A 24,098-nucleotide genomic window follows, 5' to 3' on the forward strand; every position below is an offset into this window, starting at 1 on the left:
TTGCCGCAACAGGCTGGCGGCATTCTGTTGCCGCGCGCGGGCAAAAAAAAGCCCGTGGGGAACACGGGCTTTTCGGGACACTGCAAGCAAACGCTTATTTCTTGGCTGCCGCGTCTTCAAATTTCTTGGTGATGACCCATTGCTGGCCGATCGACAAGATGTTGTTCACAACCCAGTACAGTACCAGGCCCGACGGGAAGAAGATGAACATGACCGAGAACGCCAGCGGCATGAACAGCATCATCTTCGCTTGCATCGGATCGGCTGGCGCCGGATTCAGCTTGGTCGTGATGAACATCGAGATCGCGTACAGCACCGGCAGGATGTAGTACGGGTCCGGCGCGGTCAGGTCGGTGATCCAGCCGATCCACGGGGCGCCGCGCATTTCGGCGGACGCCTGCAGCACCCAGTACAGGGCGATAAAGACCGGCATCTGGACCAGGATCGGCAGGCAGCCGCCCAGCGGATTGATCTTTTCGGTCTTGTACAGTTCCATCGTGGCCTGGTTCATCTTGGCCGGGTCGCCTTTGTACTTCTCGCGGATGGCTTGCATTTTCGGCGTGACCACCTTGATGCGCGCCATGCTCTTGTAACCGGCAGCCGACAACGGGAAGAACAGCAGCTTGATCAGGATGGTGAAGGCGATGATGGTCCAGCCCCAGTTGCCCAGGACGTTATGGATCTGGTCCATGACCCAGAAAATCGGCTGCGCGATGATGGTCAGGAAACCGTAATCCTTGACACGCTCCAGCCCCGGCGCGATGGCGGCCAGCTTGTTCTCGTCCTGCGGGCCGGAATACAGCCTGGCGTCGTTGGTGACGCTCTTGCCCGGTGCGATGGTGCCCAAAGGCATGATCGTACCGATGGCGTACAGGTTCGGGCCATCTTTCTTGGTGAAGATTTCACGCGGCATGTTTGCCGGCGGCAGGAAGGCCGAGACAAAATAGTGCTGCGAAATGGCAACCCAGCCGTCGTCAGCCTTGGTGGCGTGCTCGGCGTGGCCTTTTTTCTCGATGGTCTCGAACGTCAGCTTTTGATAGTGATCGGCCGGGGTGTACATGGTCGGGCCGGTGTAGCTGGAATTGAAGTAGGACTCGCCCTCCGGCTTGTTACCGTGGTGCAGCAACTGCAGGTACAGCGACGGGCTGACCGGAGTGGCCCCCACGTTGGCCACGTCGTGGCGCATGCCGATCAGGTAATCGCCGCGCTTGAAGGTGAAGGTCTTGGTCAGCTTGACGCCGCCCTGTTCGGCTTCGAGCACGAGCTGGATTTCGTTGGCACTGTCGAGCGCGCGCGGGCCGGACTTGGCGATGAAGCCCGTTTCCTTGGCCGGCAGGGTCAAGTCCTTGACATTGCTGAGCAGGCCGGTCTGGGCCAGGTACATGCCCTTGGACGTCACATCGAACAGGACCTGGTTCTTGGTCTTGTCGTTGGCATCCTTAAACTTGAGCAATTCAAGGCGCTTGATCACGCCACCGACGGTATCGATGTCGACTTTCATGACATCGGTGGTCATGGTGATCGTTTCGCCCTTGAAGGCGGGCTGCGCGGCGGTGCCAGGCACGCCGGCGGCGGCCGGCAGGCCAGCGGCCGGCGCCGTGTTGGCGACCGTGGCGACCTTCGCAGGCGGCGTGGCGGAAAACATGGACTGTTTGCCGTTCGATACCATCCAGTTGTTCCAAAGAACCACCAGCGATACGGAAAACACGATCCACAGGATAGTACGTTTATTGATTTCCATTGAGGTATTGGTCAGGAGTGGTTGCAGCCGCAAGCGGCTGTAGAAGAATTCTTCGGGTGCGCGGGCGGCACCGGATCGAATCCGCCATCATCCCACGGATGGCAGCGGCACAGGCGGCGCGCGGCCAGCAGGCTGCCGCGCGCCGCGCCGTGGGTGCGGATCGCTTCGATCGCATAATTGGAGCAGGTCGGGTAAAAACGGCAGCGCTGCCCCAGCATCGGGGATAACATCAGCTGATAGCCACGCAATAACCAGACCAGCAGGGTATTCATGGTGACGCTTTCGGCGCGGGCATCCCGTTGGCCGTCGCATCGCTCGCCGCATCGCGCGGCGCGCTTTGTGAGGCACCCTGTGACGCACTACGTGACGCACTATGTGACGCACTATGTGACGCCTGTGACGAAAACAGGCGCGCAATTTCAGCGCGCAGGATCGCCTTGAGCGCGGCGGTGGTGGCCGGGCCTTGCTTGGTATTGACCGGGCGCGCCAGGCGCACGATGCAATCGACGGGCGGCAGCGGCGCCATGCGGAACAGCTCGCGCGTCACGCGCTTGATCGTATTGCGGGTAACGGCCCGGGGCGCAAAGCGCTTGGCCACGACCACGCCGAGCCGCGCATGCGGCAAGTCGTTCGAGCGGGTGTAGAGCACGAAGTGGGCTGTCTTTTGGGCGGGGCGCAAACGAAAAACGGATGAAAATTCATCCGTTTTAACGATACGCCGAACGCGCGCGAAGTCGTGTGAACCTTCGCTAGTCATAGCCAACCGCGATCGGGCAGTAAGTGCCAGACTTATACAGCCAGGCGTTTGCGACCCTTGGCGCGGCGTGCATTGAGCACATCGCGACCGCCACGGGTAGCCATACGTGCACGGAAGCCGTGCGTACGCTTGCGACGAACGACGGAAGGTTGGTAAGTACGTTTCATGGTGGTCTCGCTTAAAGCAAAATAAAATGCAAAATCGGGTCTGACGTCCCGTCAGTTTTCGGCGCCAAGGACATTTCGCAGATGTTAAGCCAGCGACACGCCACAGCAAAAATACTCATATTTACCCGCTAAGCCACAGCTATAAGTCACAATAAACTGACTCATTTGCACGGAGTACGGGCGGGGAACCTTGGATTAGAACTCATTTCACTGGCCTTTGTCAAGGAAGGCTGTGGTTTGGGGCTGGGCGGGGGTGTTTTTGGCGGGGGAATGTGGGGTGGGAAGCACAGTGCAGCTTCCATCGCCCCGTCCCCCGCCGTCGCTCCCGTCCCCCGCCGCCGTTCCCGCCCCCCAGCGTCGTTCCCGCGCCAAGGCGGCACTCGGCGGGAACCCAAATTGCTTGCTTAGCCCGCGACTGCGGCACGAACTTGGGTTCCCGCCGAGTGCCGCCTGGGGGGGGAGCGCTTGCGATGCGGGACGCGGAACGTGCGCACACCGGGCAAGGCACCCGAACGACGTAAATTTACGACAACTTGCCTTTCTTCTATTTCCCCTCTGCCACGTCGCCCCCGCACCGAAAATAAGCGGCGTGCCTGTGGATAACTCTGGCCGTCGCGGGTAGAATAGCGTGTTACGTGTGGCGAACCGCTCGCAACGCATGCGCTAGCGAAGCATCATCGAACCGCCCCTCCACACCTTATTCAGACAGAAGATTCATGGAAAATTTTTGGCAGACCTGTTCCGCGCAGTTGGAACTGGAGCTGACGCCGCAACAATTCAGTGCGTGGATCAAACCGCTGGTTGCCCTCGATTACGAGGACGGCAAGTTGCGCATCGCAGCACCGAACCGCTTCAAGCTGGACTGGGTGAAGTCGCAGTTCGCCAACCGCATCACCGCCCTCGCCTCCCAATACTGGGAAGCGCCGACGGAAGTGCAGTTCGTGCTCGACCCGCGTAACGCGCTGCCGAAAAAACCGGTCGCGCCCCATCCGGCCCCGAACGACGGCCCCATGCCCGGCACCATCAACAATGGTCCCGGCAATGGCCCGGCGGACAACCCGGCTGCGCCGGAAATGTTCAACATCGGAAATTCGCCGCGCCGCGAACAGAGCCGCGTCAATACCGACCTGACCTTCGACAGCTTCGTCACCGGTAAGGCCAACCAGCTGGCGCGCGCCGCCGCGATCCAGGTGGCCAACAATCCGGGCGTGAGCTACAACCCGCTGTTCTTCTACGGCGGCGTGGGCTTGGGTAAGACGCACTTGATCCACGCGATCGGCAACCAGGTGATGGCCGACCAGCCGGGCGCCAAGATTCGCTACATCCACGCGGAACAGTATGTACGCGACGTCGTCACCGCCTACCAACGCAAGGGCTTCGACGACTTCAAGCATTACTACCACTCGCTGGACATGCTGCTGATCGATGATATTCAATTCTTCGGCGGCAAGAGCCGCACGCAGGAAGAATTTTTCTATGCCTTCGAGGCACTGATCGCCGCGAAGAAGCAAATCATCATCACCAGCGATACGTATCCAAAAGAAATCACCGGCATGGACGACCGCCTGATCTCGCGTTTCGATTCCGGCCTGACGGTGGCGATCGAGCCGCCGGAGCTGGAAATGCGCGTGGCGATCCTGCTGAAAAAAGCCCAGTCCGAGGGCGTGACGTTCTCCGACGACGTGGCCTTTTTTGTCGCCAAGCACCTGCGCTCGAACGTGCGCGAGCTCGAAGGCGCGCTGCGCAAGATCCTGGCGTACTCGCGCTTCCACGGCAAGGACATCACCATCGATGTGGTGAAAGAAGCGCTGAAGGATTTGCTGTCGGTACAGAACCGCCAGATCTCGGTGGAAAACATCCAGAAAACGGTGGCCGACTTCTTCAGCATCAAGGTGGCCGACATGTACTCCAAGCGCCGCCCCGCCAACATCGCGCGGCCGCGCCAGATCGCGATGTACCTGGCCAAGGAATTGACGCAGAAGAGCTTGCCGGAGATCGGCGAACTGTTCGGCGGGCGCGACCACACCACGGTGCTGCACGCGGTGCGCAAGATCGCACTCGACCGCACCAAGAATGCGGAGTGCAACCATGAGCTGCACGTCCTGGAACAGACTTTGAAGGGTTAAAGCCCGAATTAATGTGCGGACGGCAATTTCTGGCAAAATATAGCATTAGCAGCAAGGTTACCGTGGCCCTGTTGTTGCGTTGTCAGCCTCCAGGCAAGCCCGCTTGCCGGGGGCGGCCGGCGTAGCGGCACTGCGAACCGGGCCATACAGAATATTTCTGACAACTCTACCGAGGATTACTATGCAATTGGTCAAAACCACCCGAGATACCCTTCTCCGGCCACTGCAGATCGTGAGCGGTATTGTCGAGCGTCGGCACACTATGCCGATTCTGGCCAATATCCTCATCCGCAAGGACGGCGAAAACGTCTCATTCCTGTCGACCGACACCGAGGTCCAGATCACGACGCACGCCAGCATCGGCTCGGGTGCCGATGTAGCCGGTACCACCGTGGCCGCGCGCAAGCTGCTGGACATTTTGCGCGCCCTGCCCGAATCGGGCGACGTCACGATGACCTTGCTGAACAAGCGCCTGACGGTGCAGACCGGCAAATCGCGCTTCGCGCTGCAAACCCTGGCCGCGGAAGAGTTTCCGACCGTCTCGGTCGCGGACACCTACAACGCCACGGTCACCCTGCCGCAGAAAACGCTCAAGCACCTGTTCAACATGGTGCACTTTTCGATGGCGCAACAGGATATCCGTTACTACCTGAATGGCCTGCTGCTGGTGCTCGATGGCCGCAACGTGATCGCCGTGGCGACCGACGGCCACCGCCTGGCGTTTTGCCAAGTCGAGACCGAGCAGGAATTCACGCGCCAGGAAGTCATCATTCCGCGCAAGACGATCATTGAGCTGCAGCGTTTACTGGAAGAAAGCGACGAGACGGTCCAGCTGGACATTTCGACTTCGCAAGTCAAGCTGACGTTTGCCGACATCGAGCTGGTCTCGAAGCTGGTGGAAGGCAAGTTCCCGGATTACACGCGTGTGATTCCGAAGGGCTACAAGAACGACTTCACGATCGGCCGCGACGAGCTGCTGCGTTCCTTGCAACGCGCGGCGATCATGACCAGCGACAAGTTCAAGGGCGTACGCTGCATCATCAGCCCGGGCAGCATGAAGATCAGCTCGACCAATGCGGACCAGGAAGAAGCGGTCGAAGAACTGGAAATCGACTACGGCGGCGACAGCGTCGACATCGGTTTCAACGTGACCTATCTGCTGGACGTGTTGAATAATTTGAAGTGCGACCAGATCAACATCGCCCTGGGCGACTCGAATTCGTCGGCGCTGATTTCGATTCCGGACAACGCGGACTTCAAGTACGTTGTCATGCCGATGCGCATTTAAGCAGCAAGAATTACGGCAAGCCAAGCAGCACGCAGCACCCGGAAATTAGCACCGTCGTTCCCGCGCCAAGGCGGCACTCGGCGGGAACCCAAGTTTGCTCCGTAGTTACAGGCGGCTCGACGAAATTGGGTTCCCGCCGAGTGCCACCTTGGTGCGGGAACCACGAGTAATTAGCTTCCACATTTAGCACCCGATACATCGTTTTTTGAGAAAGCAGTCCATGTCCGAGAACACACCAGCAATCCCCGCCAAGATCGAAGAATACGGAGCCTCCTCAATCCAGATCCTCGAAGGTCTGGAAGCGGTGCGCAAGCGCCCCGGCATGTACATTGGCGACACCTCGGACGGCACCGGCCTGCACCACCTGGTGTTCGAAGTGCTGGACAACTCAATCGATGAATCGCTGGCGGGTCACTGCACCGAAATCCACGTCACGATCCACTCGGACAATTCGATATCGATCACCGACAACGGCCGCGGCGTACCGACCGGCCTCAAATTCGACGACAAGCACGAGCCAAAGCGCAGCGCCGCCGAAATCGTGATGACCGAACTGCACGCCGGCGGCAAGTTCGACCAGAACTCGTACAAAGTCTCTGGCGGTTTGCACGGCGTGGGCGTGTCCTGCGTAAACGGCCTGTCGAAACTGCTCAAGCTGACCATCCGCCGCGATGGCAAAGTCCATTACATGGAATTCGTGCGCGGCGTGCCGCAGAACCGCTTGATCGAAATGATCGACGGCGTTGCTGTGTCGCCGATCAAGGTCATCGGCGAAACCGACAAGCGCGGCACCGACGTCCACTTCTGGGCCGACGAAGAGATTTTCACGCACGTCGAATTCCACTACGAAATCCTGGCCAAGCGCATTCGCGAACTGTCGTTCCTGAATAACGGCGTCAATATCAAACTGACCGACCAGCGCACCGGCAAGGAAGAGATTTTCGCGTTCGAAGGCGGCACGCGCGGCTTCGTCGAGTACATCAACAAAGCCAAGACCGTCCTGCACCCGACCGTGTTCCAGGCCACCGGCGAGCGCCTGTCGGACCAGGGCACGAATATCAGCGTCGACGTCTCCATGCAATGGAACGACGCCTACAACGAACAGGTACTGTGCTTCACCAATAACATCCCGCAGCGCGACGGCGGCACCCACCTGACCGGCCTGCGCGCCGCGATGACGCGCGTGATCAACAAATATATCGACGAGCACGATTTCGCCAAGAAAGCCAAGGTTGAAATCAGCGGCGACGATATGCGCGAAGGCCTGACCTGCGTGCTGTCCGTCAAAGTGCCGGAGCCGAAATTTAGCTCGCAGACCAAGGACAAGCTGGTATCGAGCGAAGTGCGCGGCCCGGTCGAGGAAATCGTCGCCAAGACGCTGACCGACTACCTGATGGAAAAGCCGAACGACGCCAAGATCATCTGCGGCAAGATCGTGGAAGCGGCGCGCGCGCGTGAAGCGGCGCGCAAGGCGCGCGACCTGACCCGCCGCAAAGGCATCATGGATGGTTTGGGCCTGTCGGCCAAACTGGCCGATTGCCAGGAAAAAGACCCGGCGCTGTGCGAACTGTACATCGTCGAGGGTGATTCGGCAGGTGGCTCGGCAAAACAAGGGCGCGACCGTAAATTCCAGGCCATCTTGCCGCTGCGCGGCAAGGTGCTGAACGTGGAAAAGGCGCGCTTTGAAAAGATGCTGTCGTCGGAACAGATCACGACTTTGATCGCCACGCTCGGTACCTCGATCGGACCGGACGAATTCAACGTCGACAAGCTGCGTTATCACCGCATCATTATCATGACCGATGCGGACGTCGACGGCGCCCACATCCGCACCCTGCTGCTGACCCTGTTCTATCGCCAGATGCCGCAACTGGTGGAACGCGGCCATATCTATATCGCGCAGCCGCCGCTGTACAAGGTTAAATCCGGCCGCGACGAGCGTTATCTGAAGGATGACCTGGAAGAAGCGAGCTACATGATGACGGTGGCGTTAAATACCGCCGTGCTGACCCCGCGCGACGGCGGCGAACCGATTTCCGGCGAGCCGCTGGCCGAACTGGTACGCCAGTTCAACCTGGCGAATGCGATCATGATGCGCCTGACGCGCGTGATCGACCGCGCCGCGCTGACCGCCATCATGACCGGCGTGACGCTGGATCTGAATACGCTGGACAGCGCCGGGGTATCGGCCGCCGCGATGGAGAAGATGATCGACGACAAAGCCGTCAAGGTAAGCGTACGTTCGGACGACCTGAGCGAAAAACACGCGCTGCGCATCGAGCGTATGCACCACGGCAATATCCAGGTCAGCTCGATCGATGCCGATTTTGTGCAGGGTGCCGATTACTCGACCTTGGCGAATGCGGCGGCGACGTTCCAGGGTTTGATCGGCGAAGGCGCGTTTATCCGCCGCGGCGAAGGCGAGCGCATGAAGGAAACGGCGGTTGACGACTTCCACCACGCGATGCAATGGCTGCGCGACGAAGCCGAGCGCACGGTCAGCAAGCAGCGCTACAAAGGGCTGGGCGAGATGAATCCGGAACAGCTGTGGGAAACCACGATGGACCCGACCGTGCGTCGTTTGCTGAAGGTGCAGATTGATGATGCGATTGCAGCGGATCAGATTTTCACCACGCTGATGGGTGATGAAGTTGAACCACGCCGGAACTTTATCGAATCGAATGCGCTGCGTGCCGGAAATATCGACGCTTAAGCTTTGTCGGGATGTACGACGTCATCACATATGACGTAAATCTCAATAGTCGACAGATCGGCCACCCAGAACGGTGGCCTTCTTTTTCACGTGAATCCGCCTGTCAAAAGCAATTGACCTTTGCCAATTTGGTCCGGTCAGTTGAGATTAAACAAGGCAAATACAGGAAGCGCGCATGACGGGCAAGGTTATTCCCTTTAATCCCTTGGACAAAAAAAATCTTGGTGCGAGTGTTGCTGAGGCCTTGTTGACCAAGGAAGTGCATCCGCTGGGCGATGTACCGATGTTCGAGGGGGCCGGGATCTATGCAATTTATTACACCGGTGATTTTCAGGCCTATCAACAAATCTCACGTCTGAATCGGGAAGAGAACTTCCAACTCCCTATTTATGTTGGCAAAGCGATCCCCGCAGGCGCGCGGATGGGGGCTAACCTGGAGTTGGCGGCGGGAAGAGTATTGCAAAAGCGCCTCAAAGAACACGCTGAGAGCGTGAAAGCGGCTGAGAATCTGGATATCCAGGACTTTCAGTGCCGTTTCTTGGTGGTGGACGACATCTGGATCCCGCTTGGGGAGTCGCTGATCATCGCTAGGTTCACGCCAATTTGGAACTCAGCGATTGATGGCTTTGGTAATCACAATCCCGGTAAAGGCAGACTCGCCGGCAAGCGGTCACGTTGGGACGTGTTGCACCCCGGGCGTGGCTGGGCAACAAATCACGCGGAGCGCCTCGAGACCCCAGCGCAATTGGCCGAAAAGGCACAAACTCACCTGAACATTCTTCCACCGTGCCTGTCGGGACAATTCATCCAAGCCGAGGGCGAATAAAATGATAGCGCTTACCGCCGCTATGCCACCGCGAGCAGCGGCGGGGTGTGGCGCGCGGCGCGCAAATGACCGCATACGCTGCCAGCCATCACTGATGCCAATCGTACTGGAACCGCATTGCCAAGCTGACGCATCGTTTCACCCCAAGTTCCCTCGAAGATGAAGGTATCCGGGAAGGTCTGAATTCTGGCCGATTCGCGCACGGTAAAATAGCGAACCGAGCCATCCGGTCGTCGCAGCATGTTCTCGCCACCAGGCACACCATGATCACCCGCTTTCAGTGCCTTGGCAGGTTCATCGAGTGGACTGCCAGTATGGCCGGCATAGCTCCGAGCGCCAGGCTGGAAACGATGAGCCGCTACAAGCTCCATATCCGGCCGCCGTTCTGGATCCGGCAAATCCGCAATAGCATCTCTGACTGTCCGCCATGGCAGACGCACTTGAGCCGGGTCGAGCTCCAATAAACCCTGCAACTTACGCTCGATACCCTCTGGTCTAGCGGGACGATTACGTCGCGCAATACGGTGCCGGTCCCAATACATGCCGTCCGCGCTCCACTGATCAAGCAAGAGGGCATCTTGACTATGGCTGGCAAATGGAAATTCATACTGGTTGGGGACATCGGCCCGGAAACCCACGATGAAAATACGCATGCGCTTTTGCGGCACGCCATAGTTGGCGGCATTAACAAGTCGCCATTCGACACGGTATTCGCTACGAGCACGAGTGCCCTTGTGACGATCCAGTCTGGCAAGATGAAGCATCCACGGTTCGTCCCTACGAGCCTGAAAAGCTGGAAACTCAAGTTGCAACAAGATATACCGGAAGTAATCTGAGAACGCCGCCCGCTTCAAACCTTGCACATTCTCGAAAACGAACGCACTCGGCTGGGTTTCACGAACAGCACGGATGGCTTGCGGAAACATGTCCCTCGGGTCAAGAAACCCACCAGCCTTTCCACCCATTGAGAATGGCTGGCATGGTGGCCCGCCGGTGACCAGATCGATTCCTTGGAAGGCATCGTATTGGAACTGGCGGACGTCACCCTCGGTAACGTCCGGCCAATGAGAAACCGGCTCCACATTGGCGCTCTGGTTACGCCTGATTGTCTGACACGCATGGGAGTTCCACTCAACGACAGCTTGATGAGCAACGCCATGCTCCGAAAACCCCAGCGCCAAGCCTCCGGCACCTGCAAAAAGTTCGATTGATTGGAGCGGCATGATCGTATATTGTAGTTCTTTAATACAAATTATCCCAAAGCGGGTCCTGCTTGGAGCGTTCGACGGAAGCTTGGGGCTCCTGTTGACAGCAGAAAACAAAGCAGTATAAAGCAAGCATCGAGTGGGATGGGAAAGCAGGTGAGCGCATTATACTGTATGTCCATACAGTCGCCAACCGAATCAAGCGTGCGCTCCCTGTTCACTCGAAGAGATCATCAGCACTGTTCCACAGTATACTTGAGCCATCTCAAAAACGATTGTCGTGTTTACGCTAGCACGTGTTTCGCCCAGAACCCCGGCCAGCCATCCACGCCTGCCCCGGCAAACGAACGTGCTCAGGTTCTCAAGAACCCCGTCCCACTGACCATCGAGGAAGACAAGCGAACGGACGAATTGCGCATTGTCAGTCGTGAAAAAGCCACCAACTCGAATTTGGCGAACATCGTTGCCGGTATCGCGCAGGCGAAGCAAGGTATCACCCTCTACCCTCACAGCGGCGCGAGCACAAAATTTTATGGCGGCGCAATCTGACAAATCCATTGCTGGGCGATTTTCAAAAAGCGCTCGGCCAAAAGATAATCGACCTTCTGATGGACGACGGCAGCACCGCTGCTGCCTACAAAAATCCCATCACTCTCGCGCCTCTTGGCTGGCATCTGGTTTATCACGACCTGGGGACGCCGACAGTGCAGGAAGATGATTACGTACTGCGCTTCGCCGTTCATATTGGCAAGATTGCCGAAGGAAAGGAAGACAACTTCGTGCGCAGGGCGAACCGTCCTGGATGAAGCTGCCAGTACGTTTCCGAGCCGCGCGCATTGGCTACGTGGAAGTCGAATGACGACGCGGCCGTCGCGACCGAGCAAAAGCTGGCCGTCCAGGCATGCATCGATTCCGTGACGCCCTTGCTTACAGAATTTCTGGGCATCGATTACCACACGAAGGTGCGCACCGCCAAAATCAAGTGCAAGTCGAAATGGGTCGAGTGTAACGAGGCAGCAGAGAAGACGGGCGATCCGATGCCCGGCTATAAAGTATGCAGGGCAAACTTCAATCAGTGTGGTAACCGCGACATCGAGCCCTTGGTCGCGGGGACGCCCGTCGGCAAATGCAAAGTCACTTACGCCGCCTGCAAGAAAACGGTCATCGACAAAGCCCGTGCGCTCAATCCGGGGGCAACGCCGGAGAGGATTGTGTTCAATCCATGCTGGATAGAACACAACGCCTGCGTCGAAGCAACCAAGTAAGCCGCAAAGGGTCCCGGCTGGCAACCACCGCGCGCGCAAAAGCCTGCCCCGCCGCAAAAAGCCGAGCCCCGCGCCCGGCTTTTTGCCGCCAAGCCCCAGGGCAGCATCATCGAACTCCCCCATCAAATGATTTATACTGCCGCGCAGCATAAATTTAGGCCCTACACAGCATACAATCCCGGTTCCGGCCCTGCGGCACCTTTGCCCGGCCAACCCTATCAGTCCGACACACAGCCGGCATACTCAGGAGTAATTGATGATCGACTCGTCGCCGAATTCGAATCACCCGTCCCAGGACAACAACCAGCGCCCTTCTTTCCTGCGCCGTATTCCGATCGCCTTCGGCGCCTTCTTCGGCGTGCTGTCGGATGCCGACTTCGCCGGCCGGGTTGAGCGCGTGCGTCACGGCAGCATCCCCACGCCAACGCCCGCCCCAGCTCCGGCTCCAGTAGCCCCGGTCGCCGCCGCACCAGCGCCAGCACCCAAACCAGCGGCCCCCACACCAGACACCGCCCTGCAACTGCTATCCCTGTTCCAGCGCGATGCGCGCCTGATCGACTTCACCCAGGAAAACCTGAGCGGCTTCTCGGACGCCGACATCGGCGCCGCCGCGCGCGTGGTCCACGAAGGCTGCGCCAAAGTGCTGCGCGAACACTTCACCATCGTCCCCGTGCGCGACGAAGCCGAAGGCAGCCGCGTCACCCTGAACGAAGGTTTCGACGTCCGTGCGGTGCGCCTGACCGGCAACGTGGTCGGCAAAGCCCCGTTCAACGGCAGCATCAGCCATCGCGGCTGGCGCGCGGCCGAGGTCCGCCTGCCCACCCTGGCCGCCGGCCACGACGCCACCGTGCTGGCCCAAGCGGAGGTGGAACTGTGAGCAACGCCTACTTCTCGATCGGCATCGATCTCGGCACCACCCATTGCGCCCTGGCCTATGTGGACCTGACCGCCAGCGATGGCGAAAAAACCACCCACGGAGTCCTCGACATTCCCCAGCTGGTCGATGCCGGCGCGGTTGGCCAGGCGCACCTGCTGCCATCGTTCCTGTACATGCCGCACGCCGATGAATTGCCGCCAGGCGCGCTGAACCTGCCATGGACCAGCACCCAGGACTACGCCGTCGGCGAATTCGCCCGCGCGCGCGGCGCCCAGACGCCGATCCGCCTGGTGTCGAGCGCCAAGAGCTGGCTGTGCCATCCCGGCGTGGACCGCCGCGCCGCCATCCTGCCAAGCGACGCGCCGCCGGAAGTAACCAAGCTCTCGCCGCTGGAAGCGTCCACCCGTTACCTGGCACACCTGCGCAACGCATGGAACGCCGCCCATCCGGAAGCGCCGTTCGACGAGCAGGACATCACCGTCACCATTCCCGCCTCGTTCGACCCAGCCGCGCGCGAACTGACCGTGGAAGCGGCCAAGGCCGCCGGCTACGTCAACCTGACCCTGCTGGAAGAGCCGCAAGCGGCGCTCTACAACTGGATCCAGAACAGCGGCGGTCGCTGGCGCAAGGATGCCAAGCCGGGCGACATCATCCTCGTCATCGACGTGGGTGGCGGCACCAGCGACTTTTCGCTGGTCACCGTCCTCGAACGCGAGGGCAACCTGGAACTGCACCGCATCGCCGTGGGCGACCACATCCTGCTGGGCGGCGACAATATGGACCTGGCGCTGGCCCACCTGGTGGCGCGCAAGGTTGCCGCCACCGGCACCCAGCTGGACGCCTGGCAAATGCGCGCGCTGGCCTACGCCTGCCGCGCGGCCAAGGAAAACCTGCTCAGCGATGCGCAGCTGGCTACCCAGCCAATCGTCGTGCCGAGCCGCGGCTCCAAGCTCATCGGCGGTTCGATCCGCACCGAGCTGACCCAGGACGAAGTGCGCGCCACCATCCTCGAAGGCTTCTTCCCGCAGGTGGAAGCGGCGGCGCGTCCGGTCAGCCGTCCGCGCGGCGGTCTGGTCCAGCTGGGCTTGCCGTACGCGCAGGATGCCGGCGTCACCCGCCACCTGGCCGCCCTGCTGGGCCGCCAAACCAAGGCGACGGCCGAGCTGGAAGGCTTTGCCGGCAAGATCAGCGAGGGCGCCAGCTTCCTGCACCCGACCGCCGTGCTGTTCAATGGCGGCGTGTTCAAGTCGGACGTCCTGGCCGAACGCACCCTCACCACCCTCAACGACTGGCTGGCCGGCGAAGGCGCGGAACCTGCGCGCATGCTCACCGGCGCCGACCTCGACCTGGCCGTGGCGCGCGGCGCCGCCTACTACGGCTACGTTCGTCGCGGCAAAGGCATCCGCATCCGCGGCGGCACCGCGCGCGCCTACTATGTCGCCATCGAATCGTCGATGCCGGCCGTGCCCGGTTTCGAGCCGCCGATCCAGCTGCTGTGCGTGGCGCCATTCGGGATGGAAGAAGGCATCGAAGCGCAACTCAAGACCCAGCAGTTCGGCCTGGTGGTGGGGCACGCCATCACCCTGCGCTTCTTCGGCTCGTCGGTACGGCGCCAGGACCGCCTGGGCGACCTGCTCGACTTCTGGCATCCGGACGAGATGCAGGAAGTCGGCGAAATCCAGGCCACCCTGCCTGCCGAAGGCCGCCAGGCGGGCGACGTGGTCGCGGTGACCCTGGCCGCCGTCGCCACCGACACCGGCACCCTGGAACTGGTGGCGCAAGCCGTCCAGGGCGAGGAACGCTGGAAGGTGGAGTTCGACGTGCGCGGCAACAACTAGGGCACGTATGGCTCGCCAGTTCATCGTCGGCATCGACCTCGGTACCACCAATACCGTGGTGGCGTACGCGCCCATCGATGCGCAGGCGGACGGGCGCGCCGCCATCACCCTGTTCGAGATCGAGCAACTGGTGGCGCCGGGCCAGGTGGCTGCCTTGCCGCTGCTGCCATCGGTGCGCTACCACCCGCTTGATGACGAATTGGCGGCGGCCGCTATCCGGCTGCCGTGGCCGCAAGATCATGCGGAGGCGCAGCCGGTCGTCATCGGCCAACTCGCGCGCCGGCTCGGTGCGCAAGTGCCGGGCCGGATGGTGGCCAGCGCCAAAAGCTGGCTGTCGCATACCGCCGTCGACCGCCTGGCGGCGATCCTGCCGTGGGGCGCCGCGCCCGACGTGGCCAAGGTGTCGCCGGTGGCGGCCAGCGCCAGCTATCTGGCTTACCTGCGGTCGGCCTGGAACAGCAAGTTTCCCGCTACTCCCCTGGAACAGCAAGAACTGGTGCTGACGGTACCGGCGTCGTTCGACGAAGGCGCGCGCGCGCTGACCCTGAGCGCGGCGCGCCAGGCCGGACTGCATCAACTGCGCTTGCTGGAAGAGCCGCAGGCGGTCTTCTACGACTGGCTGTTCCGCCATCGCGGCGAGCTGGCCGATGAACTGGCGCACACGCGCATGGTGCTGGTGTGCGACGTCGGCGGCGGCACCACCGACCTGAGCCTCATCAAGGTCGACCTGCACGATGGCGAGCCGCAACTGACGCGCATCGGCGTGGGCAACCACGTGATGCTCGGCGGCGACAATATGGACCTGGCGCTGGCCCATGTGACCGAAGCGAAAATGGCGCAGATGGCGGGCACGGACCAGCCACGCGCGCATCTGACGGCCAGTGCCCTTTCCCAATTGATGGAACGCTGCCGCGCCGCCAAGGAGCAGTTGCTGGCGGCCGACGCGCCCGAGCAGGCGCAAGTGACCCTGCTCGGTTCCGGTTCGCGCATGATCGGCGGCATGCGCTCGGTGGCGCTGACGCGGGACGAAGTCGGCAGCATCATCGTCGATGGCTTTTTCCCGCTGGTGGCGGCTACCGATCACGTGCAGCAAGGCCGCGCCGGTATCGTCGAGTTCGGCTTGCCGTACGCGCGCGACCCGGCCGTTACCCGTCACATTGCCGATTTTTTGCAGCAGCACGCCAGTGCCCTGCAAGCGGCGCAGGAAGACGGCACGGCCATGCCCGATACCTTGCTGCTCAACGGCGGCGTGTTCCGTGCCGACGCACTGGTGGAGCGCTTGCAGGCAACCTTGGGCAACTGGCGTGGCGCACCCTTGCGCCTGCTGCACAACGACAATCCGGACGTGGCCGTGGCGCGTGGCGCGGTGGCCTATGCCCTGTCGCTGCAAGGCCAGGCGCCGCGCATCGATGCCGGCGCGGCGCGCAGTTATTTCCTGGTGCTCGACGAGGCCGGCGCAGGGCCGAAACGCGGCATCTGCATCTTGCCGCGCGGCAGCGAAACCGGACGTGAGATCCTGCTCAAGGACCGCACCTTCGCCCTGCGCCTCGGGCAGCCGGTACGCTTTCACGTGATGACGTCGAACGCCGACGGCGCCGATGCGCCGCCGGCGCCAGGCGAACTGGTCGACCTCGACGATCCGAAATACGTGCGCCTGCCGCCGATTGCCACCGTGCTGCACGCGGCCGACGGCAAACTCAAGCCGGCGGGCAGAAAACAGGAAACCGCCGTGCAACTGGCCACCGCGCTGACCGAGGTCGGCACCTTGGAAATGCACTGCGTCAATCTGACCGATCCCAGCCAGCGCTGGCTGCTGGAATTCGACCTGCGGCACGACAACCCGGCAGCCGGGAACGACAACGCCGACGGCGCACCATCGCCGCAACTGACGGCCGCCATCGACAAGATCGAGCGCATCTTCGGCAAGAGCGGGGAACAAGTGACGGCGAAGGAAGTCAAGCAGCTGCGTGCGCAACTGGAGCAACTGCTGGGCGAGCGCGAGCAATGGCACACGCCGCTGCTGCGCCAGCTGTTCGACGCCTTGTGGCAACGCGCGCGCGGACGGCGCCGCTCCGCCGAGCACGAACGGGTATGGCTGAACCTGACCGGCTACTGCCTGCGCCCGGGCTTCGGCTACGCGCTTGACGAATGGCGCCTGGAGCAGCTGTGGACCCTGTTCGAGGCCGGCGTACGCCATGCCGACGACAAGCAGGCGCGCGCCGAATGGTGGACCTTGTGGCGCAGGGTCGCTGGCGGGCTGGGCGCCACCGAGCAACTGCGCCTGCTCGATGATTTCGCGTTCAACCTGCAAACCAACAAGGACGGCGGCGACGCCAGCCCTACGGTGGTGGCCGGCAGCGACGAAGACATGCTGCGCCTGGGCGCCTCGCTCGAACGCATTCCGGTCGATTACAAGGCGGAAATCGGCGGATGGCTGCTGGAGCGTATCCAAACGGCACCTGCCACGCCGGGCAAGGATGCTACCGGTGCCAGCCGCTACCTGTGGGCGCTGGGGCGCATCGGCGCGCGCCAGCCTTTCCACGGCAGCACGCACGACGTGGTGCCGACCGAGGTGGTGGAAGGCTGGCTCGATGCCATCCTGGCGCTCGACTGGAAGCGGGTCGAGTCGGCCGCCTTTGCCGCCGTGCACCTGGCGCGCATGACCGACGACCGTTCGCGCGACCTGCCGTTGGCGCTGCGCGAACGGATCGTGCAGCGGCTGCTGGCGATCAACGCGCCGCCGGCAACTGTCACGATGGTGCAACAGGTGGTGCAACTGGACCAGGCGACCGAGCGCTGGATCTTGGGCGAATCGCTTCCGCCCGGGCTCAAGCTGATCGCCTGATGCGCCAGGCTTGACGCGTGGCGCATCGTTTGCCATGCTCGCATGCTCGCTCACTTGCCCTCTTCGCCGATGAACACACTGCCCGAAGCGCTGAACAGCCTCACAAACACCGAACTCAAGCAGTTGCTTGCCAATTTCTCTGACAGCAAAAAAGTCTTACGCAAGGACATGATGGTCGCGGCCCTCCTCGACGACATGTCGGAAACCGGCTTGCCGCGTGTCTGGGCGATGCTCGATCCCTGCCAGCAACTGGCTGTGTGCGAAGCGGCGTACGATGCCAACGGCCATTTCGATGCCACGCGTTTTGCCGCCAAATACGATCAATCCCCGCGCTTTTATCATCCGGCGCGATCCGGCTACGGCCATGGCCCAATGAACGTGCTGAACCTTTTCCTGTTCGAGCATGGCGGCACCTACCAGCTCCCTGCGCAGCTTCGCCTGCGCGTGGCCGCCTTGTGCCCGGCGCTGACGCCGAATGCGCTGGCAAGCCTGGCCGCTTTGCCGGAGCCGGGGCGGCAAGCGGGTGAAGATGACGATGAGATGCCGACCACGCAGCGCAATACCTCGCAAGATGCCCTGTACGAGGTCATCGCCATGCTGCGCATGGTCGATCAAAAGCTCATCACTGTCAGCGATAAAACCCGCATGCCCGGCACGGCTGCCTTGCGTGCGATAGAAGGCAAGCTGGCCAGCGCGGATTTTTATGACCCCATGGCCGCGTGCGACGCGTCGGACCAGCACATCGGCGCGATCAGACCAGTTGCGTGGCCGCTGCTTTTGCAGGCAAGTGGCTTGGCGGAACTGCATGGCAGTAAGCTCGGCTTGACCCCGACCGGTATCAAGGCCTTGCAAGCGCCGCCCGCCGACGTGCTGCGCGGCATTTGGAAGAAATGGCTGACCTCGACCATGTTCGATGAATTCAACCGCGTCGATGCGATCAAAGGCCAGAAGGCCAAGGGCCGCCTGACGCCGGTCGCGCCGCGGCGGGCGAGCATCGGCCAGTTCCTGCAGCGCTGCCCGACCGCGCGCTGGGTTGACGTCGATGAATTGGGTCGCTTCATGCGGGCCGAGGGCGCGCCGCTGGCCGTGGCCGCGGATGCGTGGTCGCTCTACCTGGAAGACCCCAATTACGGCGCGCTCGCTTATACCGACGACGAGTGGGATATCTTTGAACAGCGTTATCTGCTGTGCGTGCTGTTCGAATACTGTGCAACCTTGGGCATGGTCGACGTCGCCTATGCGTCGCCGCACAATGCGCGCACCCATTTTCAAGCCTTATGGGGCGGCGAGGGCATGAGCTTCCTGTCGCGTTACGACGGCCTGATGCATGTTCGCCTGACCGACCTGGGCGCGTATTGTCTCGGCCTTAGCCCGACCTACGTGCCACCCTCACGAGCCGCCTCGTGCGTTCTCTCGGTCAGCGCCAGCTTGCAGATCAGCGTGACGCAGGGCAGCCTGTCGGCCGAAGACGTACTGCTGCTGGAAAATTGGGCGAGCCGCGACAGCGCCGATCTGTGGCACCTGGACCGCGAAAAAACCGTCCTCGCGGTCGAGCGCGGCCAGGATACAGCGCAGTTGGAAGCCTTCTTGCAATCCCACGATAAGCAGCCCCTGCCGGTGCAAGTAGAAGGCTTTTTTCGCACCTGCAACAAGCAGGGCAAGGCGATGCGCGTGCTGGGCGCCAGCGTGCTGATCGAATGCGTCGATGCGGACACGGCCGACCTGATCGCCGGGCACAAGGACACGGCGCCCCTGTGCATGCGTGCGGGCAAGCAGCATCTGGTGGTGCAGGTCAAGCACGACGCGCGCTTTCGCAAGGCGGCACGCGCGCTCGGGTACGGCATACGGGAATAATCCCGGCATCCATTGCAGCCACGAAAAGTTTACATTTAAGAAATTGAACACCTGGTACACTGGCCGCGTTCCCTTATCGATCGCGCCCACCCGTCCAGATGCCTGTTTCTTCTTCGCCCGAGGCATCGACCAAGAGTGCGGACTGGACCGACGAGGAACTGTCCGCCGCCGGGCGCGCCTATGTGGCGATGCTGCGCAGCGAGCTGGCCGGCGAGCCTATCAACAAAGCGAAAGAAAACCGCCAGTTGCGCGAGACGGCATTGGCGGCGCGCACCGAGTCCGCCGTCGAATTTCGCATGCAAAATATTTCGTCGACCTTGTTCGACTTGCGCCTGCCTCACCTTATCGGCTACCGTCCCGCCAGGAACGTGGGCAGCAGCGTCAAGCTGCGCATCGAGCAGATGCTGGAAGCGAACGGCCTGGGTGCTGAAGGTCGCCGACGGCATCTGCGAAGGCTGCGACCTGCCGGCGCCGTTCACGGGCACCGATGGCTTTCCGTATCTGGAAGTGCACCACATCATGCCGCTCGCCAGCCATGGCTCGGACAAGCCCTCGAACACCGCCGCGCTGTGCCCGAATTGCCACCGGCGCTGCCATCTGTCCCTCGACCGCGACGAATTCCGGCTGGCGCTGTACGAAAAAATCGGCCGCCTCGTGCTGGAAGTCCCGGAACCGGTACTGCACGACACCGCCGTGTATATCGATGATGCGAGGGAAGCCTGATGCAATCCCGCAACATAAATACATGCAGCGCGACATCTTTTTTCATCTTGCGCTACAGTAACCACCCTTTGTCATTTTAGAAACATCCCACATGCACGCCGCCCGACTGCCCCTCCTCCTGACCACCCTCTTCATTTCCGCTGGCGCCGCCCAGGCGGGCGAGCTCGAACAGCAAATGGTGCGCTGCTCCGTGCTTGGCGACCCGAGCGCGCGACTCGGGTGCTTCGACGCGCTCACCAAGGCCGCCACGGCCGACACCGTCGCCGGCAATCCGGCTTCGGACCCGACCGTTGCCGCTGCCAAGAAGACTGATCCAGCCGGGGCGGCAACGCCGATTCCTGCCGTGGCATCGGCCACCCCGGCACCGCCGGAAACCCCGATTTCGCGTACCGAGCAATTGTGGGAGCTGACCAAGGCCTCGCGCCGCGGCGTGTTTTCCTTCCGTCCGCACCGCGAAAACTACCTGCTGGTGGCCAACTACAGCACCTCGTCGAACGATGCGCCCTACCGCGATTTCACCCCGGGCGGGCTGAAGACCAAGCGCGTCGAACTGACCTATCAGCTGAGCCTGAAAATGAAGGCCGCCGAGCAGGTCGCCGGTTTGCCGGTCGATATCTGGCTCGGCTATACGCAGCAGAGTTTCTGGCAGGCGTACAACCGCGCGGCATCGAGCCCCTTCCGCGAAACCAACTACCAGCCTGAAATCATGGCGGTCCTGCCGATTAACCAATCGTTCGCCGGAGTCAATCTGCGCTTTGTCAATTTCGGCCTGGTGCACCAGTCGAACGGACAAACCTCGACCCTGTCGCGCAGCTGGAACCGCTTGTACACCGAAGTCGGCATTGATCGCGGCAATTTTGCGATGAGCGCACGCATATGGCGCCGCCTGGATAATGCCAAATCGAACAACGATAACGCGGACATCACCGATTTCCTGGCGCGCGGCGACGTGCGTGCCAGCTATCGCAAGGATGGCTATGAATATTCGATCATGGCGCGCCGGAATATGTCGACCGACCATGGCGCGATCCAGGCGGCGATGTCGTATCCGCTCACGACCAACCTGAAAGGCTATGTCCAGCTGTTTTCCGGCTACGGACAAAGCCTGATCGACTATAACTATTCGCAGCGTTCGGTCGGCGCCGGCTTTACCGTCGATTTCTGATCCGCGTTCAAGCGATGGGATAAAAAAACGGCCTCGAAAGAGGCCGTTTTCATGTGTGCCGCGGCCGCCATGCGCATGGCGGCCGGGTGATACCGCTACTTACGCGGCGGCCGGCTTGCCCGACAGGCGCTGCAGGCGTTGCAGCGCGGTTTCGCCGCTGGTGTCGTTCTGCACCGACTTGCGGATCGCATCGATTTCCGCAGCCTGGTCGAGCGGCTTCTGGCCGATGTCGGCGACGATGCGCATGCCTTCGGCTTCGTTGCTCACTTCCTGGGCGCGGCGCGTCAAGGCGTTGAGCGCGCTCGAATTGCCTTTCATGCCGGTCAGGCCGGCGAGCTGGCTCTGGCGCTCGGCGCGCATCGATTGCAGATCCTTCTGCGCCTGGGCCGCTGCCAGCTGCTGCAGCGCTTTCTTGGCCTGGGCGTCGAAGTCGGCGAGCTGCTTGGACAGCGCATCGATGATCTTTTGCAGCTCGTCCATGTAAGCCTTGGCATCGGCTTCTTCCTGGATCTCTTGTGGCAGGCGGCTCTTGTTCGCTTCGAGTTCGTCGCAGAACATGGTCACGGTCGCTTCCGAAATCTTGCCGGCGGCGAGGCGTTCGGCCAGCGTTTCCGTGGCTTTTTCGTCGTTGGCGATCAGTTCACGCAGGCTGACCACATCCTTGTGTTCCTTCTCGAAGGAGGAGCGCGCCGATGCCAGCACTTGCGCGGTGGCGCGCAGGGTGTCGGCCAGACGGTCGCGGTCGGCCTCGGTCGCCGTTTCAGGGTCAAAATTGGCGATCGCTGACGATATACGGTCGCCCAGCACGCCGAAGTGCTTCGAAATCAAACGCGCCGTCAGTCCCCATCCACTTGCATTGCTCATCTTGAATCCCTTTCGTTGTTAAGTAAGACTGCCTGTACCGGACCGTTATTGGATAACGACCCGTTCTTGCTCCACCGGTAAGCCAATGACGAAATCGACATGGATACCGCGTTTTGAGTTATCGCCATTCACGCTGGAGATGATCTCCGTCGTGATCAGCAGATATTCGCTGCCGCCGCCCGGCAATTCGCGCACGTACGGCATGAAATACATTTCCTGCTTCAGACCCTGGGCTCCGGCGGCGTCGTCGATCCGGGTTTCGGTCCCCGTGAAGGGGGCCACGAACGTGGCGTTGCGCTCGCCCGCGTCGCGCACATAATCGAGACGGTCGCTGTCGCCGAACACGGTGGCCAGTTCATCTTCGCTCAGGCCCACGTCGTCGAGCTGCTCGCGCCACAGGGTGTAGGTCGGGTCGCCCAGGCCAAAGCCGGAGCGGCCGGTGTAGGCGTCCTGGTCTTCCTCCGTTTCCGGAATCACGCGCGCCAGCTGGGTGCAATACATGATTTCGGCGACCGCGCCCTTGTCATCGGCATACAGCTGCAAAAACTTTTCCTTGGCATCGTCGTCGCCCTTGGCCAGGTAATAGCGATACAGCCCGCCCGCCAGATTGAGCTTGATCTGCGATACCGCCTGGATCAGCGTGTCCGTATCGCGCGGCATGGCGATCAGCGAACCGTTGGCTTGCGCCCGGATCAGGGGCGACATTTGCAGCTTCAGCATGCCGCCGATGCGTGCGCCAAGCGGCAAACCGTCATCTTCGCGCCGGGCTTTGCCATCGGCGCCATGATTGCCGGCGATGCCGCGCATGTAATCGAATGCGTTCTTCCAGCCCATGTCAATTCCTGTCAAAAGTATAGTTTGCCGTGCTTGGCGCCTTGCCGCGCCTTAAAAATTTCCAGCCCAGATAAGCACCCCAGGCCAGCACCGACAGGATCACCAGCCAGACGAAGGTACGCAGCAGCGATTTACCGAGCGAGCTTTCCTGTGGTGCCTGGGCCGTAGCGACCGGGCCGGCGCTGCCCGGCGTGGTGCCAACCATCCCGCTATTGTTCGTATTGCCCTGATAACCGCTATTCGCATGCGAGTTGGACATCGACCGTCCCAGCAAGAAGCCGAGGATGGCATTGCCCATGCCGTTATTATTCTGCGGCACGATAATCGGTGCCGGCATCCCATTGCCGCCATATTGGCCATTCCGGTTGCCGTTGTACTGGCCACCACTGTTATTACCGTACTGCCCGCCGTTGCCCGATCCATATTGCCCGCCCGATGGCTGGGACGACGGCGCCGGCCTGATCTCGGGCGGCGCATTGGCCGCCTGCTCGGCCGCCCGGCGCGCTTCCAGCGTGCGCAAGGCATTGGCCTCGGCGCTACCCTTGTTCAGGCGCTGCGACAGCACCGAACCCGACTTCTGCAAGCCCGGCTGGGCGCCGCTGTCCTGCCGCGCAGGCGCGCTACCGAAGGAACCGAAGCCCCCGGACGCGCCCTTCTTGCCCGCATCGGCGCTGCTATCGGGCGAGCGCGGCGACCACATCGAACTCGACTTCTGCGGCGCCGGCGCGCTGTCCTGCGAGCGCTGCGACCACGACGACCCGGATTTCTGGGGCGGCGGCGCCGACGGCGACGAGGAAGAAGAGCGGCTGCCGAAGGAGCCGAACGACGAGTTCTTCGACGACGTTGACGAATTGCTACTTGATGGACTGGATTTTTGGGAGGAAAATCCACTCTTGTACGAACTTGAGCTCGACCGCGAGCTCGAACTGGATGCCGGTTTCGCGCCGGCCGTGACTGTGGCAGCGGCGGGTAGCAGCAGTGCCAGCAGCAACATGATCTGAGTTGACTTC

Annotated in this window: 22 protein-coding genes; 14 read left to right on the forward strand and 8 right to left on the reverse strand. The window is 61.6% G+C overall.

The genetic code is table 11. The features are described from left to right. Positions 1 to 94: 94 nt before the first annotated feature. From yidC to rpmH, 4 genes are read right to left on the reverse strand one after another with little or no spacing between them, the layout of a single operon-like run. Entirely contained in the window at positions 95 to 1,741 is a 1,647-nt protein-coding gene (gene yidC, locus F2P44_RS28770; protein WP_167092372.1) for a membrane protein insertase YidC, read from the reverse strand. A gap of 11 nt (positions 1,742 to 1,752) precedes the next feature. Then, the gene (gene yidD / locus F2P44_RS28775; RefSeq protein ID WP_167092375.1) at positions 1,753 to 2,013 is read right to left on the reverse strand and encodes a membrane protein insertion efficiency factor YidD; all 261 of its coding nucleotides are present in this window, start codon (positions 2,011 to 2,013) and stop codon (positions 1,753 to 1,755) included. Then, the gene (rnpA, locus tag F2P44_RS28780; protein ID WP_167092378.1) at positions 2,010 to 2,498 is read right to left on the reverse strand and encodes a ribonuclease P protein component; all 489 of its coding nucleotides are present in this window, start codon (positions 2,496 to 2,498) and stop codon (positions 2,010 to 2,012) included. The genes yidD and rnpA overlap by 4 nt, the downstream gene beginning before the upstream one ends. Positions 2,499 to 2,530: 32 nt before the next feature. Beyond that, the gene (gene rpmH, locus F2P44_RS28785; RefSeq protein WP_010401996.1) at positions 2,531 to 2,665 is read right to left on the reverse strand and encodes a 50S ribosomal protein L34; all 135 of its coding nucleotides are present in this window, start codon (positions 2,663 to 2,665) and stop codon (positions 2,531 to 2,533) included. A gap of 716 nt (positions 2,666 to 3,381) precedes the next feature. Here rpmH and dnaA point away from each other — a divergent pair. The 4 genes from dnaA to F2P44_RS28805 all read left to right on the forward strand — a co-directional run bounded on the left by dnaA (position 3,382) and on the right by F2P44_RS28805 (position 9,618). Beyond that, the gene (dnaA, locus tag F2P44_RS28790) at positions 3,382 to 4,791 is read left to right on the forward strand and encodes a chromosomal replication initiator protein DnaA (RefSeq protein ID WP_167092382.1); all 1,410 of its coding nucleotides are present in this window, start codon (positions 3,382 to 3,384) and stop codon (positions 4,789 to 4,791) included. Between the two features lie 181 nt (positions 4,792 to 4,972). Next, positions 4,973 to 6,079: a DNA polymerase III subunit beta gene (gene dnaN, locus F2P44_RS28795; protein ID WP_054265133.1), complete on the forward strand. Its 1,107-nt coding sequence runs from the start codon at positions 4,973 to 4,975 to the stop codon at positions 6,077 to 6,079. Between the two features lie 220 nt (positions 6,080 to 6,299). Next, on the forward strand, positions 6,300 to 8,792 hold the full coding sequence (gyrB, locus tag F2P44_RS28800) for a DNA topoisomerase (ATP-hydrolyzing) subunit B (protein ID WP_167092385.1): 2,493 nt from the start codon (positions 6,300 to 6,302) through the stop codon (positions 8,790 to 8,792). A 175-nt stretch (positions 8,793 to 8,967) separates the two neighbouring features. Further along, complete coding sequence (locus tag F2P44_RS28805) at positions 8,968 to 9,618, forward strand: Eco29kI family restriction endonuclease (RefSeq protein WP_167092388.1); 651 nt, start codon at positions 8,968 to 8,970, stop codon at positions 9,616 to 9,618. Between the two features lie 20 nt (positions 9,619 to 9,638). On the opposite strand, the gene F2P44_RS28810 is transcribed toward F2P44_RS28805, so the two are convergent. After that, the gene (locus F2P44_RS28810) at positions 9,639 to 10,841 is read right to left on the reverse strand and encodes a DNA cytosine methyltransferase (protein ID WP_167092391.1); all 1,203 of its coding nucleotides are present in this window, start codon (positions 10,839 to 10,841) and stop codon (positions 9,639 to 9,641) included. 237 nt (positions 10,842 to 11,078) lie between these two features. On the opposite strand from F2P44_RS28810, the gene F2P44_RS28815 reads away from it, so the two are divergent. The 9 genes from F2P44_RS28815 to F2P44_RS28855 all read left to right on the forward strand — a co-directional run bounded on the left by F2P44_RS28815 (position 11,079) and on the right by F2P44_RS28855 (position 21,390). Next, on the forward strand, positions 11,079 to 11,372 hold the full coding sequence (locus F2P44_RS28815; RefSeq protein WP_167092394.1) for a hypothetical protein: 294 nt from the start codon (positions 11,079 to 11,081) through the stop codon (positions 11,370 to 11,372). A gap of 8 nt (positions 11,373 to 11,380) precedes the next feature. Continuing rightward, entirely contained in the window at positions 11,381 to 11,629 is a 249-nt protein-coding gene (locus tag F2P44_RS28820; protein WP_167092397.1) for a hypothetical protein, read from the forward strand. A 30-nt stretch (positions 11,630 to 11,659) separates the two neighbouring features. Beyond that, positions 11,660 to 12,088, forward strand: a complete 429-nt coding sequence (locus F2P44_RS28825) for a hypothetical protein (RefSeq protein ID WP_167092401.1) — start codon at positions 11,660 to 11,662, stop codon at positions 12,086 to 12,088. 256 nt (positions 12,089 to 12,344) lie between these two features. Further along, complete coding sequence (locus F2P44_RS28830; RefSeq protein ID WP_167092404.1) at positions 12,345 to 12,965, forward strand: DUF2760 domain-containing protein; 621 nt, start codon at positions 12,345 to 12,347, stop codon at positions 12,963 to 12,965. Next, positions 12,962 to 14,803: an Hsp70 family protein gene (locus F2P44_RS28835; RefSeq protein ID WP_167092407.1), complete on the forward strand. Its 1,842-nt coding sequence runs from the start codon at positions 12,962 to 12,964 to the stop codon at positions 14,801 to 14,803. Before F2P44_RS28830 ends, F2P44_RS28835 begins: the two co-directional genes overlap by 4 nt. Positions 14,804 to 14,810: 7 nt before the next feature. Beyond that, positions 14,811 to 17,648 (forward strand): Hsp70 family protein, encoded by a 2,838-nt coding sequence (locus F2P44_RS28840; RefSeq protein WP_167092410.1) that lies wholly within the window; start codon positions 14,811 to 14,813, stop codon positions 17,646 to 17,648. Between the two features lie 69 nt (positions 17,649 to 17,717). Further along, positions 17,718 to 19,502: a hypothetical protein gene (locus F2P44_RS28845; RefSeq protein WP_167092413.1), complete on the forward strand. Its 1,785-nt coding sequence runs from the start codon at positions 17,718 to 17,720 to the stop codon at positions 19,500 to 19,502. A 423-nt stretch (positions 19,503 to 19,925) separates the two neighbouring features. Further along, positions 19,926 to 20,225 carry an HNH endonuclease gene (locus F2P44_RS35185; RefSeq protein WP_223165119.1) on the forward strand — a complete coding sequence of 100 codons (300 nt, stop codon included), beginning with the start codon at positions 19,926 to 19,928 and terminating at the stop codon, positions 20,223 to 20,225. A gap of 91 nt (positions 20,226 to 20,316) precedes the next feature. Next, positions 20,317 to 21,390: a phospholipase A gene (locus F2P44_RS28855; RefSeq protein ID WP_167092416.1), complete on the forward strand. Its 1,074-nt coding sequence runs from the start codon at positions 20,317 to 20,319 to the stop codon at positions 21,388 to 21,390. 99 nt (positions 21,391 to 21,489) lie between these two features. Here F2P44_RS28855 and F2P44_RS28860 read toward each other — a convergent pair whose 3' ends face one another. Genes F2P44_RS28860 through F2P44_RS28870 form a run of 3 tightly spaced genes read right to left on the reverse strand, consistent with a single transcriptional unit; the run spans position 21,490 to position 23,788 of the window. After that, entirely contained in the window at positions 21,490 to 22,254 is a 765-nt protein-coding gene (locus F2P44_RS28860) for a hypothetical protein (protein WP_167092419.1), read from the reverse strand. A gap of 45 nt (positions 22,255 to 22,299) precedes the next feature. Beyond that, positions 22,300 to 23,088 carry a DUF2491 family protein gene (locus F2P44_RS28865; protein ID WP_167092422.1) on the reverse strand — a complete coding sequence of 263 codons (789 nt, stop codon included), beginning with the start codon at positions 23,086 to 23,088 and terminating at the stop codon, positions 22,300 to 22,302. A 1-nt stretch (position 23,089) separates the two neighbouring features. Then, positions 23,090 to 23,788, reverse strand: a complete 699-nt coding sequence (locus tag F2P44_RS28870) for a hypothetical protein (RefSeq protein ID WP_167092425.1) — start codon at positions 23,786 to 23,788, stop codon at positions 23,090 to 23,092. Here F2P44_RS28870 and F2P44_RS28875 point away from each other — a divergent pair. Beyond that, positions 23,745 to 24,089, forward strand: coding sequence for a hypothetical protein (locus F2P44_RS28875; RefSeq protein WP_167092428.1), 345 nt, complete (start codon positions 23,745 to 23,747; stop codon positions 24,087 to 24,089). The two genes, F2P44_RS28870 and F2P44_RS28875, sit on opposite strands and share 44 nt — an antisense overlap. The last annotated feature ends 9 nt before the right edge of the window (positions 24,090 to 24,098 follow it).

This window comes from Massilia frigida (assembly GCF_011682175.1).
GTDB lineage: Bacteria > Pseudomonadota > Gammaproteobacteria > Burkholderiales > Burkholderiaceae_D > Telluria_A > Telluria_A frigida.

Bases quoted from the DNA above. Each gene is read 5' to 3' on its own strand.
- rpmH (WP_010401996.1), bottom strand. From the start codon at position 2,665: ATGAAACGTACTTACCAACCTTCCGTCGTTCGTCGCAAGCGTACGCAC.
- yidD (WP_167092375.1), bottom strand. From the start codon at position 2,013: ATGAATACCCTGCTGGTCTGGTTATTGCGTGGCTATCAGCTGATGTTA.
- F2P44_RS28830 (WP_167092404.1), top strand. From the start codon at position 12,345: ATGATCGACTCGTCGCCGAATTCGAATCACCCGTCCCAGGACAACAAC.
- F2P44_RS28810 (WP_167092391.1), bottom strand. From the start codon at position 10,841: ATGCCGCTCCAATCAATCGAACTTTTTGCAGGTGCCGGAGGCTTGGCG.
- dnaN (WP_054265133.1), top strand. From the start codon at position 4,973: ATGCAATTGGTCAAAACCACCCGAGATACCCTTCTCCGGCCACTGCAG.
- yidC (WP_167092372.1), bottom strand. From the start codon at position 1,741: ATGGAAATCAATAAACGTACTATCCTGTGGATCGTGTTTTCCGTATCG.
- dnaA (WP_167092382.1), top strand. From the start codon at position 3,382: ATGGAAAATTTTTGGCAGACCTGTTCCGCGCAGTTGGAACTGGAGCTG.
- F2P44_RS28805 (WP_167092388.1), top strand. From the start codon at position 8,968: ATGACGGGCAAGGTTATTCCCTTTAATCCCTTGGACAAAAAAAATCTT.
- gyrB (WP_167092385.1), top strand. From the start codon at position 6,300: ATGTCCGAGAACACACCAGCAATCCCCGCCAAGATCGAAGAATACGGA.
- F2P44_RS28860 (WP_167092419.1), bottom strand. From the start codon at position 22,254: ATGAGCAATGCAAGTGGATGGGGACTGACGGCGCGTTTGATTTCGAAG.
- F2P44_RS28870 (WP_167092425.1), bottom strand. From the start codon at position 23,788: ATGTGGTCGCCGCGCTCGCCCGATAGCAGCGCCGATGCGGGCAAGAAG.
- F2P44_RS28855 (WP_167092416.1), top strand. From the start codon at position 20,317: ATGCACGCCGCCCGACTGCCCCTCCTCCTGACCACCCTCTTCATTTCC.
- F2P44_RS28845 (WP_167092413.1), top strand. From the start codon at position 17,718: ATGAACACACTGCCCGAAGCGCTGAACAGCCTCACAAACACCGAACTC.
- F2P44_RS28840 (WP_167092410.1), top strand. From the start codon at position 14,811: ATGGCTCGCCAGTTCATCGTCGGCATCGACCTCGGTACCACCAATACC.
- rnpA (WP_167092378.1), bottom strand. From the start codon at position 2,498: ATGACTAGCGAAGGTTCACACGACTTCGCGCGCGTTCGGCGTATCGTT.
- F2P44_RS28865 (WP_167092422.1), bottom strand. From the start codon at position 23,088: ATGGGCTGGAAGAACGCATTCGATTACATGCGCGGCATCGCCGGCAAT.